We start from the raw sequence: 13,259 nt of genomic DNA, 5'->3' as shown, positions 1-13,259 counted from the left end.
GTAATTATTTACTAAATTAGTTGCTTGAAACACGCAACAAACCATATACAACAACGTTGTAGCACATTTGAGAAAACTCACGAATTGAAAAGAAAGACAGGGATTTTAATATTAATAATCGGAATTTTAATCGTCTCTAAATTCTGGGTTGGAATCTATACTCACGATGAATTTGGAGGAAAAAATATTTTCATTAAACATAGACCAATTTGGAAAACGTTTTTCTATTCGCCAAGAGGAATGAGTGATTTAAAACTATCAGAAATGACGACTGAAAAGCAAAATGAACAAATACTGTTCGATGAATTTATTTTAGAAAATCAATGAAATTAACAATTAAAATAGCAACCATTTTTATTTTACTATCAAGTTGTTCAAAATCCGACAACATTTTAGAAAATCGAAATTTTAACAAAGGAAATTGGTTACTTGTGAATGTTAACTATGCAAATAAAACTCTTGAATTGATTGATGATAAATCAATTTTAGAAAAGAATAAAAACGGAATTTATGTGTTGCCTACTGGAGATTGTGGAGGAACAACGTGCGATGGTTTTATAAAACTTTATCAAGACGGAAAACTTGTTGGACAATTAGAATATTTAACTAGAACATTGCTTTACGAATCGAAATCGATTAAAGAATCATATAAAAACGGAACTGAATCATATCTTGAACCTGAAAATTCAGAAGATTTTAAAACAAATTGGGATAGTTTAGTAAAGGCAAATAATTATCCAACAATAAAACATATACAACCTGACGATAAAGATATAATCTTGACTTATAAAAAATCAGAATAAAAACGTGCTACAACACCGTATATAATTTATTGCTAGTTCTAGCCTACTTACGAAAATCCTCGCGGATTTTCTTGGTTTGTGTTTTATTTACTAACTTTATTGCTTAAACCACGTAACTTTTCTTACACAACAACGTTGTACACAAGCTAAAAACTCACTCAAACTTGATAAAAAAGATAATAATTGGGATTTTACTACTCGGAATTATAGCCATTATCGGATTCGTTGTTTTAATGGCAAACTTTGAGGTTTTCGACGAACCAACTGAAACCGAATTAAAAGCGGAATGCGATTACGAAAGTTTGCGGAAAATAAAAATGACTGAAATGACTGGAAATGCGACTACGAATCGATCAATTCATATTTACGCGACTGAATGCAATTACGACGAAAAAAATGAACCTGAACCAATCTTTGTTGCAAGTGCTGGATTTATAAAACCAAAAGATGTAAATTTTGAGTGGAAAAATTTTGATACTTTAACAATTCGATACAATAAAAAGTTAGAGATTTTTAAACAAAAAAAAGAATCGGAATCTATAAATCCGAAAATAGTATTTGAATATATAACTGAATAAAAAGCCTGTGTACAACATCGTATAAAAATAATGCGTAGTTTAGTGCTTAATCAAGAGTTCGTGCGCTTTTGTTACATCTGATTTTCCTTCGGAAAATCCTCGCATACAAAACCGCACTATTCTTATACACAACCGTTACTTGCAATATATGAGAAACGAAATTGCTTACTTAATATCTTTCTTAATCTTATTTACTTCTTGTAATTTAAAGAAAGAAAAAATTGATTTCTTAAATGAAGGAAAATTAAGTTCAAAAACTCAAGCAATAATTTCAAACATTATTGAATATGGAGAAATCACAGGGCCTTTTGTTGGAGAACTTCCAACAAAACCAAAACAATGGGATAACTTTATAGAGTTTAAGAAAAATGCTTCTGAATATGAATTATTGGCATTAATGGAACATCCAAATCCAGTCGTTAAATGTTACACTTATGATATTTTAGTAAAGCAAAAAAATAAAAATAGTTTTGAAATTTTAAAAAACAACCTGAAAGATTCTACAACTGTTTATACTCAATATGGTTGTATTGGAGATGAAACAAGGGTTAATGATTATCTAATTAATTCTTTATTTTATAAATACTCTTTGAGAAATGATTCTTTAAAAAAGCAAAAAAAAGAATTAGATAGTTTAGTCATTTTTAATGAAAATTTAATACTAAATTATAAAAACGAACTTCTTGAAAAAATTGAGCCAGAAGAAAAGTTTTATTCTCAATTAAAAAGACTTGCATTATTAGGAGAAAATTCAGCTGTTATAGCTTTATCAAGATTTAAGAAGAAAGAAAATTTGCCATTAATTATCAAACTCCTTAATAGCAAAAGAACTGAAATACAAACTTGTGGTTTAAAATCTGTAATAAATCATCCTAATGAAGTTTTATTTAGTGACGTTAGAAAAATACATCAACAAGAATTAGACAAAAAAACTGGATTTGATTATATAATTATTAAGGTTCTTTACGAAACTATTGTAAGTTTTAAAAATTTAGAATCTAGAAAATTATTAGAAAATTCTATTATGAAAACAGAGGATTTTCAAAGAGATGTACATTTTGAAAAAATTTGGAAAGCATTAAAAAATAACCCTGATAAAATATATAATGGTATTATTGAAAAATTGAAATTCTCTGATTACGAATTATATAATTTAGAATATGAATGGAATCAAGAACAAAATTGAAAAAAATACTGCAAGTAACACCATATATAATTTATTGCTGGCTTTTTGCTTACTTACGAAAATCCTCGCGGATTTTCTATCTGTGATTTATTTGCTAACTTTAGTCCTTAAACCACGCAACTAATCTTATACAACAACGTTGTACCAATTAGATAAATGACGAAAGAAGAAATTTACGAAAAAGCAAATAGCGTAATTGGAATTGGAGGAATGACAGGAAATGAGCGTCTTTCTGCGAGTGGATTAATGACATTGTTTGATAAAGCTAAAAAACACGATAAATATTTAGCGAGAACAATATTGCAAGCATTAAGATTTGATGAAGTTTCAATAAGCCGAATTATTGGCTATTCAATAGATGCTTTGAAATATCCAAATGCTTGGGATTTTCCGAATAAAAACTCAAACGGAATAGAAAATCAAAATAGCGGAACTTTAGAATACTCAAACCTGAATGAAATTGGAATGGGAGCACCTTTGAGCGGAATGTGTAAGCTGAAAATTAATGAATCAAAAGCAGTTTTAGTAAGTGAGAATTGTGGTGGACCAGCAATTTGGACAAGAAATGGTCAGAAAATAGCAATTCCGATTTGGGAAAAATCTTTTTTTGGCGGAAAATTTCAAAGAATTGGACTTTTAGACTTGGAAAAACAAACACTGACTAAATACAAGAAGAAATTTCGTGTTTTAGATTTAAGGTCATTTAATGGAAATTTAATTGTAGGATTTGACAGTCCAATTCACAAAATGAAAAAAGTTGAATTTGATTATGAAAACGAACCGATTGAAATAGTTATCGGAATAAAATAACTGGTGGCAACAAAGTATAAACCTTATTGCTTGCTTTTAGCTTACTTGCGAAAGTCCTTGCGGATTTTCTATTTGGTTTGAATTTGCTAAACCACGCAACAAACCTTGTACAAACACCTTTTACAGCATTTGGAAAAACTACGCTGAGTTCAATAACTTTAATCAATAATTCCAATATGTCATTTTTTTTGTAACCTAACTGTTTGATCTCACGTCCAACGATTAAACAATATTTAAAAACAACAAAAAATGAAAAACGCTCTTTATTTAAAGTACCTATTCATCTTAATTACAGTTTTATCTCTTAATTCACAATCTGAAATCTTTGCACAAAATTTCGAATCCAAAATTGACAGTATACTCCTGGAAAAATACCTGCCTAATACTCCAGGAGCAACCTTCTTAATTTCTAAAAATGGCAATATCGTTTATAAAAAAGCTTTTGGTCTTTCAAATCTTGAGTTAAATCTTCCAATGCATACGGAAAATGTTTTCGAAATAGCCTCTATGACAAAACAGTTTACAGCAGTATCTATTTTAATGCTTGTAGAAAAAGGCAAACTGAATTTGGATGATGAAATAACTAAATTCATTCCTGATTACCCAACAAATGGACATAAAATTACAGTTCATCATTTATTAACACACACATCAGGAATTAAAGATTTCACCAGAGTTAAGGGATTAAATACAATTTCGACACAAGATTTAACACCTTTAGAGCTAATAGACTTTTTTAAAAATGAACCTATGGATTTTCTTCCAGCAGATAAATTTAAATATAATAATTCAGGATATGTAATATTAGGCTATATCATTGAAAAAGTAACTGGACAACATTATGCTAATTTTGTTGAAGAACAAATTTTTAAAAGAATAGGAATGACGTCTTCACAATATGGAAGTCATAGAAAAGTTATTAAAAACAGAGCTTCAGGTTACCATAATAAAAATGGTTATGTTAATCGTAGACAAGTAAGCTATTCTTTTGCCTATTCTGCAGGTGCATTGATGTCTAACGTCAATGATATGTTTACTTGGCAAGAAGCCATAAAAAACAACCTTCTAATTAGCAAAGAAACAGCTAAAAAAGCATTTACGAACTATACATTGAATAACGGAGAGCATATTAACTATGGTTATGGATGGCACATTAAAGAAATAAATGGAGTTGCTACCAGAGAACATGGTGGACACTTTTTCGGATTCAAGTCTATGGGTGTATATCTTCCTGATTATGATATTTATGTTGTTGGACTGAATAACTGCGATTGTAATTCTCCAACAAAAATCACCAGAGAAATAGCAGAATTGGCAATGAAAACATTAAATTAAAAACGCTGTACAACACCGTATAAAAAAATTGCTGGTAAAAGCGTACTTACAAAAATCCTCGCGGATTTTCTTGGTTAGTGTTTTATTTAATAACTTTAATTGTTTAGCCACACAACTAACCATACACATTGTGCTTAATTACTCATATTCTAGAGGCAAAATCTTAGGTAAAATAAAATTTGACTAAATAACTATTTAATACGTTATAATATTTTATATAGGCACTGTATAACTATGTTTTATAACTCCTATAACAAAAGTGCTGTGTGCACTTCCTATATTTTTTACCGAACCTAACTCATTAATGACAAAAGATTGATAGTGTTTCATATCATCAACCATAATTTTTAATAAGAAATCATAATCCCCTGAAATATTGTAACATTCAACTACTTCTTTAAGAGAAACAATATCCTTTACAAACTTGTTTCCTATTTCTTTTGTATGTTCCTTTAAAGTAATATTACAAAAGACAGTTAATTTTTTACCCACTTTTTCAGCATTTACAATGGCTGTATATTTTTCTATTAAGCCTTCTTTTTCGAATCGTCTAATTCTTTCATAAACAGGTGTAGGAGATAAATTTACACGAGCCGCTATTTCTTTAGTCGTCAATTTTGCATTATTTTGAAGTATTCTAAGCAACTTCAAGTCAACCATATCTAAGTTTTCTAAAGAGTAATTATCTGTTTTTTTCATTTTTCTACTTACTAAAAGATAAATTATCTTCAAAAATACATTAAAAAGACAAATTATCTAATTTTAATACATAATTAAAATGATTACTCTTTTATTTTCACATTTGTAAGGTATAAAAACTACAAATTACTAATAAATGAAATCGATCTTATCAAACAATTCAAGTACAAAAGAAAGCAAGGCTATTAAAAGCCCTCATAGTACAACCAAGGATAACATTACATTCATAATAAAGAATAATTATTTCAACGAAAACTATATTCCTTCTAGCAATACACGTAGAACAACCAACTTTGCCAACTTAGCTAGAGGTGCAAATCGTCAAGAAAACTTACGCAATACTATTCAAATGATTAATAATCGTTTTAATAGCTTGGCTAAATGGGATAATGCAAATAACGATAGATATTCGGTTGAATTGGAAATTATTTCTGTTGATATCGATATTGATAATAGTGGAGCAACATTTCCATCAATTGAGGTTTTAAAAACACACATTAACGACCATAAAACAGGTAACCGTATTGAAGGTATTGTTGGAAATAACTTTTCTTCTTATGTGCGTGATTATGATTTTAGCGTATTACTTTCAGAATATAATAAAGATAAAGAACAGTATAGCATTCCTGATGGTTTTGGTGAATTACACGGTAATATATTTAAGTGTTTTGTGAATTCAGAAACCTATAAAAAACACTTTACAAAACCACCTGTAATCTGTTTAAGTGTATCAAGTAATAAAACCTATCAGCGTTCAGGAAATCATCACCCTATATTAGGTTTTGAATACAAGAGTAACAAATCTTCTTTAACAGAAGATTATTTCGCAAAAATGGGCTTAAAGGTTCGCTATTTTATACCCCCTAACAGTGTTGCACCTCTGGCATTTTATTTCTTTGGTGACTTATTAGCTGATTACACCAACCTTGAATTAATTAGTACCATTAGCACAATGGAAACATTTCAAAAAATTTATAGGCCAGAAATTTATAATGCTAATGCTGTTGCAGGGCTAAGTTATAATCCTAGCTTGAATAACCAAGACCATTCCTTAACAAAAATTTCATACAACCGAGAAGAGCGCACTAGATTAGGAATTGAGCAAGGTAAATTTGCTGAGAAGCATTTTATTAAGCCTTATAAAAGTTTCTTAGAACAGTGGTCTTCTAATTTCACTATTTAATTTAAACAAATTATTATGAAAAAATTATTACCAACATCAACAGTTGGAAGTTTACCCAAACCTGCTTGGTTGGCAACGCCCGAAAAACTTTGGTCGCCTTGGAAATTAAAAGGCGACAAATTACTTGAAGGAAAACAAGATGCCTTACGTATTTCGTTACAAGAACAACAATTAGCAGGTCTTGATATTATCTGCGATGGCGAACAAACACGCCAACATTTTGTAACAACGTTTATAGAATCTTTAAGTGGTGTTGATTTTGAAAATCGTAAAGTTGTAAAAATTCGTGACCGTTATGATGCAAGTGTTCCTGTAGTTTATGGTGATGTTGCTCGTCGAAAATCAGTTTTTGTTGATGATGCTAAATTTTTACGCAAACAGACCAATAAGCCTATAAAATGGGCATTACCAGGACCAATGACAATGGTTGACACTTTGTATGACAACCATTACAAAAGCCGAGAGAAATTGGCGTGGGAATTTGCTAAAGCACTCAATGAAGAAGCCAAAGAACTACAAGATGCAGGTGTAGATATTATTCAGTTTGATGAACCAGCGTTTAATGTTTTTTTTGAAGAAGTTAACGATTGGGGAATGGCAGTATTAGAAAGAGCTATTGATGGTTTAGATTGCGAAACTGCAGTTCATATTTGTTATGGTTACGGAATAAAAGCCAATAATGATTGGAAAAAGACATTGGGTTCTGAGTGGAGACAATACGAAGAAATTTTCCCTAAAATTCAGAATTCTAATATTGACATTGTGTCTTTAGAATGTCAAAACTCGGGAGTGCCTATGGATTTAATTGAACTGATTCGTGGAAAAAAAATAATGGTCGGTGCAATAGATGTGGCAACCAACAGCATTGAAACACCCGAAGAGGTAGCTGACACATTACGTAAAGCTCTTGAGTTTGTAGATATCGAAAATCTTTACCCTTGTACAAATTGTGGTATGGCTCCTTTATCTAGAAATATAGCTCAAGACAAGTTAAATGCTTTAACAGCAGGAACAGAAATTATACGTAAAGAATTTTCGCTTTGATACTATTTAATTAAAAAACGGCCTCTTTATTTATACTTTGTTTAATCTTTTTATGTTGTAAAATACAAACTCTTAAAACAATAACTTATGGATATATTTATTCTTTACTATCTAATTGCTGGTGCTTTTGCAGGCATACTTGCAGGCCTGTTTGGTATTGGCGGAGGTATGATAATTGTACCAGCATTAATTTATATTTTTAAAGCACAAGGTTTGCCAGATGCTGTACTTACACATATAGGTATTGGAACATCTTTAACGACCATTATAGTTACATCGATAAGTTCACTTCGAGCACATAATAGTCGTGGTGCAGTAAACTGGAGCCTATGGAAACGTATGGCTCCAGGATTGATAATCGGTTCATTACTTGGAGCAGCTGTTGCATCTGTTATTCACGGTAATTCTTTACAAGCAATAATTGGCGTAGGCGCTTTTTTAGTAGGGATAAAAATGTTATTTATAAAAAATAAAGCCTTAGAAGAAAATGACTTTAGTAAACTACCATCACCTACTGGACAAACCGCTTTAGGTGGTTTTATAGGAATTGTTTCTTCAATTTTTGGGATTGGCGGAGGTACATTAACTGTGCCTTTATTAAGTAGTTATGGATTAAAAATTCAAAATGCAGTAGGTACATCAGCTGCCTGTGGTTTGCCTATTGCTAGCGCTGGTGCTATTGGATTTCTAATCTTTGGACAATTTCTAGATGACAGTGTAAAAGAAACATTACCAAATGGTGTATTAGGCTTTGTACACACTTATGCTTTCTTTTGTGTAAGCTTAGCTAGCTTCTTCACAGCTCGTATAGGAGCAAAACTTGCACATAAATTAAGCGCAGCAACATTAAAAAAAGCATTTGCTGTATTGTTATTAATTGTAGGAGTTAAATTGGTATTGAATTCTAATATTTTATAATTTAACATTCACTTCATTATTAACGTAAAAACAAATATTACAATAAACATCAACTACTTGACACCTATTACCAATTATAATTAAAAATAATTACTAAGCACAACAATGGCTAAATTAATACGGGTTTAGTATTTAATCCAAAGTTTAGTGTATTTTTATAGAGTCCGCCAAATCTTTTTGATTTGGCTTTATAAAGAAAAAAATAAAACAAAATAAAAAGTTTTTGCTAAGTGCTTAATCGAAAGTTCACTACTTTTAATTCCCGTACTAACCATATTTGAGACGTTCAAAAACCTTAAATAAATGCCATAATAGATAAACTATCAGAACGAAATTAGCAATTCAACACTTATCAAACGGCAAGTGTCCAAAGCCTGTCCTAAACTTGATTGGGGAACTCAACGTAAAGATACGGTCTGGACACGATAGTGGCATAGGAGGTAGAATTTAAGTGAAATATAGTAAACCTTAACAATTAATTTGCTATTTCTTAGTATATTGATGTCTTTAATAAAAAAAATGTAAAACATACTAAAACTAAGCATTACTCTTGTTATTTGTATTGATATAACTGACAAAAGTTGTGTTTATATTGTAGTTGTAGTGCATTTGAAGAAGCTCTCTGCAAATCAAGAATATATATCGAAAGGACAACTAAAAATATGAAAGACTCTTTAATTCATTTTATTTCACAGTTCGACAAATTCACCCAAGAGGAAATCAATGCTATTGTGGAAAACACTCAATTGGAGAATTTCAAAAAAGGAACTACAATTTTAAGAGAAGGTCAAATCTGTACTAAATGCTTTTTTGTTATAGAAGGATGTCTTCGACAATATCAGATAGTTAATGGAGAAGAAAAGACGACAGCATTTTTTTGTGAAGGAGAAGCTGCTGTTCTATATTCCAGTTATTTAGAAAAAAAACCATCAAAGTATTATTTGTCAACCATTGAAAACTCTATTTTAACTACAGGAACTAGAACAGCAGAAAAGGAATTACATAAAAAATATCCAAAACTTGAAAATTTGATAAACACTTTAATGCCTAACGATTATGTCAAATCTCAAGAACATATCGAATTACTTAGCCATTATAGTCCTGAAGAAAGATACCAGACAATTTTAAAAAAACGTCCTGAACTTCTTAATAGAATTCCTTTGCATTTAATTGCAAGTTATATTGGGGTTACTCCTGAATCCCTTAGCAGAATCAGAAAAAGGATTTTGACAAAGGGAAAATCTGAATAAATTAAATTACAATTATGCCTGTTTAATCTCTTTCTTGTAAAATTGCAAAAGAACAAACAGAGATACTAATCCAACTAAAAGTTCGACAAACAAGGCTATTTGAAGTGGTTTGCTTGGAAAGCCATCAAATATAATACTAATTATACGAGACAATCCATACGATAGATAGATTAAGCAAGATAATTGAATAGAATAAATTGTCAATTTAGAAAAAAAGGCTCCTAAAATAATTATTATTCCACTAACTAGCAATAGTCCATTTGGAGCCCTTATTTCGCTTAGTAAATTAATGTCCTTTCCGAGATTGATACCTGCAGACGCTTCAAAAGTAACTGGAGAAAATAAGAGAGAATATCCAATCCAAATCCCAATACTTCCAGAGATTATTAAAAGTACTTTTATAAATATTTTTTTTTCCATTTTTAAATTATTTATTTATGCAAATATCGTTACGGAAAACAAAAATCACCTTGACTTAAGATAAGAAAGCTAAAAATGCACTACAACACCGTATATAATTTATTGCTAGCTTCTTGCCTACTTGCGAAAGTCGTCGCGGACTTTCTTTGCCCGTAATTATTTACTAAATTAGTTGCTTGAAACACGCAACAAACCATATACAACAACGTCGTTAGCCACAAGTTAATCAAGCTAATCACAATTTATTAAAGAATCTATTTTTTTAATTCTTTAGGAAAATATTAATATACTCAGTCGATAATTTAGGATATTGAAAATGCATTGCGTGACCTGAATCGGGTAAAATAATGTGTTGAATTGTAGGAGCGTTTTTTAAAAGTGGAAACCAATTTTCCGTAGCGTATGATATATCGTGGTCAGATGAAATAACTAAAATTGGTGTCTGTAAAGTTGTATACTTTTCTCTAAAATTTTCTTTATCCTCTACCACAGATGGAGCAACAGCAAAATAGCGTTTAAATTCTTCTTCACTAGATGGAATTTTTGAAATATCTATATTAGAATGAATTCTACTTCTAGATTCTTTAGCTGCTTTTCTACTCTTCACTGATTTAGGTTCATAAAAAATAATAATTTCATCTTCTAAGTCATTTATTGGTTTTAAGGCGTGTTTCAGAAACAAAGGCTCAAGAGGTACTTCATTTTTTCCAATTGGATTACTGCCTATAATAACAGTTTTTAAAACTCTTGACAAATTCATAAATGTTACATATTGTGCGACCCAACCACCATATGACCAACCTAATACAAAAAACTTATCAATCTTTAAATAGTCAGCAAGTTCAATTATTTGACTTGCAATCTTTTTAATATCCATTGGCAATTCACCCTCAGAATAGCCTACACCCGAATAATCAAAAGTAATTACAGTATTGTTTTCCGCTAATAAATCTAAAAAAAGCGGGTCCCAAGTATCTAAAGTTCCTCTAAATCTATTAGCTAATATAATTGGAATGCCATTACCTCTTTTTCGATAGGCAATTTTAAAATTATCAATATTTGCATATTCTGTCTTAATTGCATTTGAATTTTTCATCTTTTAAAATTTTATATTATATATTTACTTTCGATTTGCAAGTGCTAATATATAAATTCACTTGCATAATGCAAGTGAATTAAAAATAATTTATGTCAAAAGATAAAGAAAGGTCGAATTGTCCCATAAGTTGCTCTCTTGATTTATGGGGAGATAAGTGGTCATTAATAATCATTCGAGATTTAATGTTTGCCAAACAATGTACTTATGGCGATTTTTTAAAATCAGAAGAAAAAATATCAACCAACATTTTAGCCTCAAGATTAAAAACTTTAGAACAGAATAAGATAATTGAGAAACTCGAACATCCAAATAGCAAATCAAAAGTGTTATATAAACTCACTAAAAAAGGAATTGATTTGCTTCCTGTACTTATTGAAATTAATTTATGGGGAGAAAAATATTTTTCTGACATTCCGGATAAAACAAAAAAACTATTAAAAGAGGTTAAAAAAGATAAAACAGCTTTTCTTAAAAGAAAAATAAAGAAATTAGCAGATAGTTAAAAACTTATGGCTAACACCGTATAAAATTAATTGCTAGTGCAAGCTTGTTTACAAAAATCCTCGCAGATTTTCTTGGGTTGCATTTTATTTACTAACTTTCCTTACATAAACATATTGCAATTACAAAAAACACAAAATTGAAAATAATTACAGTAAAAAAAGGAAAAATACTTCAACGAAAAGGAGATTTAAATACGAAAGTATATATAGTTGAAAGTGGCTTGCTGCGCAGTTATATCATAGACGACAAGGGGAAAGAGCATATTTATATGTTTGGTGCTGAAAATTGGTTAGTGACAGATAATTGTGATATAGATACGCCTTGTCAATTATTTATTGATGCACTTGAAGACAGTAGTATAAAAGTAGCTACTAAGGAAGAATTAAAAAACTCCAATCCTGATATTGAACCACTGTTAAGACGATTGAATACAATGCAGAATAGAATTATTATGTTAATGAGTTCAAATGCAACTATTCGTTACCTTCATTTTATTGAAACATATCCAGATATTGTTCAACGAATTCCTCAAAAGATGATTGCTTCCTATTTAGGAATTACTCCGGAAGCTTTGAGCAGAGTTAGAAATGAATTAGCGCACAGAAAATAAATCAAATTCATTTATTGATGTACATCAATGTTTAGCTTTTATTAACCTTCTACATTTGTTTTAGATAAAACATAATAAAAATTAAAGCAACAATAGCTAAAGGAAGATATGAAACGGTAGGTGCTGGAATAGAAATTATTAGAAGCGTACCTACATTTAAAATTTAAACATAAATATACACAAGCATGAACTTAATAGAAAATTTAAATTGGCGATATGCCACTAAAAAAATGAACGGTCAAACCGTTTCAGAAGAAAAATTGGAAACCATTCTTGATGCTATTCAATTATCACCGTCATCTTCTGGTTTACAGCCCTTTAATGTGTTTGTAATTTCTGACAAGGAATTATTAGCCAAAATACAACCTATTGCAATGGGGCAAAGTCAAATAACGAAATGTTCTCATTTGTTAGTCTTTGCTGCTTGGGAAAACTATACATTGGAAAAATTGGAAAAAGTATTTAATTATACACTTTCTGAAAGAGGTCTTCCACTTAACACGATGGATGACTATAAAAATAATCTTTGGGGAATGTACAGTCAATTACCAGAAGATTGGCACGCACATCACGCAGCAAAACAAGCATACATTGCTTTAGGAATAGGTCTAACCGCAGCAGCCGAGCAAAAAGTAGATGCTACACCTATGGAAGGTTTTGACCCTAATGCCTTAGATGAATTATTAAACCTTAAAGAAAAAGGACTTAAAAGTTCTGCTCTCCTAGCATTAGGTTATAGAGATTCTGAAAATGACTGGTTGGCTAATATGAAAAAAGTTAGAAAACCTAAAAACGAGCTTTTCATTAAACTTTAATTCAG

The 13,259-nt window shown here is 30.3% G+C and carries 16 protein-coding genes; 13 read left to right on the top strand and 3 right to left on the bottom strand.

All coding sequences use genetic code 11. The features are described from left to right. Positions 1 to 24: 24 nt before the first annotated feature. From BW723_RS14365 to BW723_RS14335, 6 genes are all read left to right on the top strand, one after another. Positions 25 to 327, top strand: coding sequence for a hypothetical protein (locus BW723_RS14365; RefSeq protein WP_157578342.1), 303 nt, complete (start codon positions 25 to 27; stop codon positions 325 to 327). Beyond that, the gene (locus BW723_RS14360; protein ID WP_068359806.1) at positions 324 to 803 is read left to right on the top strand and encodes a hypothetical protein; all 480 of its coding nucleotides are present in this window, start codon (positions 324 to 326) and stop codon (positions 801 to 803) included. Before BW723_RS14365 ends, BW723_RS14360 begins: the two co-directional genes overlap by 4 nt. 164 nt (positions 804 to 967) lie before the next feature. Beyond that, positions 968 to 1,381 carry a hypothetical protein gene (locus tag BW723_RS14355; protein WP_068359690.1) on the top strand — a complete coding sequence of 138 codons (414 nt, stop codon included), beginning with the start codon at positions 968 to 970 and terminating at the stop codon, positions 1,379 to 1,381. Positions 1,382 to 1,529: 148 nt separating this feature from the next. Continuing rightward, complete coding sequence (locus BW723_RS14350; RefSeq protein ID WP_068359689.1) at positions 1,530 to 2,567, top strand: hypothetical protein; 1,038 nt, start codon at positions 1,530 to 1,532, stop codon at positions 2,565 to 2,567. 156 nt (positions 2,568 to 2,723) lie between these two features. Further along, on the top strand, positions 2,724 to 3,377 hold the full coding sequence (locus tag BW723_RS14345) for a hypothetical protein (RefSeq protein WP_068359687.1): 654 nt from the start codon (positions 2,724 to 2,726) through the stop codon (positions 3,375 to 3,377). 249 nt (positions 3,378 to 3,626) lie between these two features. Further along, positions 3,627 to 4,712: a serine hydrolase domain-containing protein gene (locus BW723_RS14335; RefSeq protein WP_068359683.1), complete on the top strand. Its 1,086-nt coding sequence runs from the start codon at positions 3,627 to 3,629 to the stop codon at positions 4,710 to 4,712. Positions 4,713 to 4,925: 213 nt separating this feature from the next. Here the strand turns inward: BW723_RS14335 and BW723_RS14330 are convergent, their stop codons facing one another. Continuing rightward, positions 4,926 to 5,411 carry an Lrp/AsnC family transcriptional regulator gene (locus BW723_RS14330; protein ID WP_068359681.1) on the bottom strand — a complete coding sequence of 162 codons (486 nt, stop codon included), beginning with the start codon at positions 5,409 to 5,411 and terminating at the stop codon, positions 4,926 to 4,928. Positions 5,412 to 5,547: 136 nt separating this feature from the next. On the opposite strand from BW723_RS14330, the gene BW723_RS14325 reads away from it, so the two are divergent. From BW723_RS14325 to BW723_RS14310, 4 genes are all read left to right on the top strand, one after another. Further along, positions 5,548 to 6,594 carry a DUF1852 domain-containing protein gene (locus BW723_RS14325; protein ID WP_068359679.1) on the top strand — a complete coding sequence of 349 codons (1,047 nt, stop codon included), beginning with the start codon at positions 5,548 to 5,550 and terminating at the stop codon, positions 6,592 to 6,594. 15 nt (positions 6,595 to 6,609) lie between these two features. Next, on the top strand, positions 6,610 to 7,638 hold the full coding sequence (locus tag BW723_RS14320; RefSeq protein ID WP_068359677.1) for a methionine synthase: 1,029 nt from the start codon (positions 6,610 to 6,612) through the stop codon (positions 7,636 to 7,638). Positions 7,639 to 7,725: 87 nt separating this feature from the next. Next, positions 7,726 to 8,556 (top strand): sulfite exporter TauE/SafE family protein, encoded by an 831-nt coding sequence (locus tag BW723_RS14315; protein WP_068359675.1) that lies wholly within the window; start codon positions 7,726 to 7,728, stop codon positions 8,554 to 8,556. A gap of 662 nt (positions 8,557 to 9,218) precedes the next feature. Next, positions 9,219 to 9,806 carry a Crp/Fnr family transcriptional regulator gene (locus BW723_RS14310; protein WP_068359695.1) on the top strand — a complete coding sequence of 196 codons (588 nt, stop codon included), beginning with the start codon at positions 9,219 to 9,221 and terminating at the stop codon, positions 9,804 to 9,806. Between the two features lie 12 nt (positions 9,807 to 9,818). Here the strand turns inward: BW723_RS14310 and BW723_RS14305 are convergent, their stop codons facing one another. Continuing rightward, positions 9,819 to 10,226: a DUF4345 domain-containing protein gene (locus tag BW723_RS14305; RefSeq protein ID WP_068359673.1), complete on the bottom strand. Its 408-nt coding sequence runs from the start codon at positions 10,224 to 10,226 to the stop codon at positions 9,819 to 9,821. Positions 10,227 to 10,488: 262 nt separating this feature from the next. Then, positions 10,489 to 11,322 carry an alpha/beta fold hydrolase gene (locus tag BW723_RS14300; RefSeq protein WP_068359671.1) on the bottom strand — a complete coding sequence of 278 codons (834 nt, stop codon included), beginning with the start codon at positions 11,320 to 11,322 and terminating at the stop codon, positions 10,489 to 10,491. Positions 11,323 to 11,414: 92 nt separating this feature from the next. On the opposite strand from BW723_RS14300, the gene BW723_RS14295 reads away from it, so the two are divergent. The 3 genes from BW723_RS14295 to BW723_RS14285 all read left to right on the top strand — a co-directional run bounded on the left by BW723_RS14295 (position 11,415) and on the right by BW723_RS14285 (position 13,254). After that, on the top strand, positions 11,415 to 11,828 hold the full coding sequence (locus BW723_RS14295) for a winged helix-turn-helix transcriptional regulator (RefSeq protein WP_068359669.1): 414 nt from the start codon (positions 11,415 to 11,417) through the stop codon (positions 11,826 to 11,828). Between the two features lie 137 nt (positions 11,829 to 11,965). Further along, positions 11,966 to 12,439 carry a Crp/Fnr family transcriptional regulator gene (locus tag BW723_RS14290; RefSeq protein WP_139059096.1) on the top strand — a complete coding sequence of 158 codons (474 nt, stop codon included), beginning with the start codon at positions 11,966 to 11,968 and terminating at the stop codon, positions 12,437 to 12,439. A gap of 185 nt (positions 12,440 to 12,624) precedes the next feature. Then, positions 12,625 to 13,254, top strand: a complete 630-nt coding sequence (locus BW723_RS14285; RefSeq protein ID WP_068359665.1) for an NAD(P)H-dependent oxidoreductase — start codon at positions 12,625 to 12,627, stop codon at positions 13,252 to 13,254. Positions 13,255 to 13,259: the final 5 nt, after the last annotated feature.

The organism is Polaribacter reichenbachii, from assembly GCF_001975665.1.
In the GTDB taxonomy this organism is placed as follows: Bacteria; Bacteroidota; Bacteroidia; order Flavobacteriales; family Flavobacteriaceae; genus Polaribacter; species Polaribacter reichenbachii.
This window is presented reverse-complemented; position numbering and strand designations above follow the sequence as displayed.

Excerpts from the sequence above, each read along its gene's own strand:
- BW723_RS14310 (WP_068359695.1), top strand. The coding sequence starts at position 9,219 with ATGAAAGACTCTTTAATTCATTTTATTTCACAGTTCGACAAATTCACC.
- BW723_RS14345 (WP_068359687.1), top strand. The coding sequence starts at position 2,724 with ATGACGAAAGAAGAAATTTACGAAAAAGCAAATAGCGTAATTGGAATT.
- BW723_RS14305 (WP_068359673.1), bottom strand. The coding sequence starts at position 10,226 with ATGGAAAAAAAAATATTTATAAAAGTACTTTTAATAATCTCTGGAAGT.
- BW723_RS14360 (WP_068359806.1), top strand. The coding sequence starts at position 324 with ATGAAATTAACAATTAAAATAGCAACCATTTTTATTTTACTATCAAGT.
- BW723_RS14315 (WP_068359675.1), top strand. The coding sequence starts at position 7,726 with ATGGATATATTTATTCTTTACTATCTAATTGCTGGTGCTTTTGCAGGC.
- BW723_RS14330 (WP_068359681.1), bottom strand. The coding sequence starts at position 5,411 with ATGAAAAAAACAGATAATTACTCTTTAGAAAACTTAGATATGGTTGAC.
- BW723_RS14335 (WP_068359683.1), top strand. The coding sequence starts at position 3,627 with ATGAAAAACGCTCTTTATTTAAAGTACCTATTCATCTTAATTACAGTT.
- BW723_RS14285 (WP_068359665.1), top strand. The coding sequence starts at position 12,625 with ATGAACTTAATAGAAAATTTAAATTGGCGATATGCCACTAAAAAAATG.
- BW723_RS14350 (WP_068359689.1), top strand. The coding sequence starts at position 1,530 with ATGAGAAACGAAATTGCTTACTTAATATCTTTCTTAATCTTATTTACT.
- BW723_RS14325 (WP_068359679.1), top strand. The coding sequence starts at position 5,548 with ATGAAATCGATCTTATCAAACAATTCAAGTACAAAAGAAAGCAAGGCT.
- BW723_RS14320 (WP_068359677.1), top strand. The coding sequence starts at position 6,610 with ATGAAAAAATTATTACCAACATCAACAGTTGGAAGTTTACCCAAACCT.
- BW723_RS14295 (WP_068359669.1), top strand. The coding sequence starts at position 11,415 with ATGTCAAAAGATAAAGAAAGGTCGAATTGTCCCATAAGTTGCTCTCTT.
- BW723_RS14300 (WP_068359671.1), bottom strand. The coding sequence starts at position 11,322 with ATGAAAAATTCAAATGCAATTAAGACAGAATATGCAAATATTGATAAT.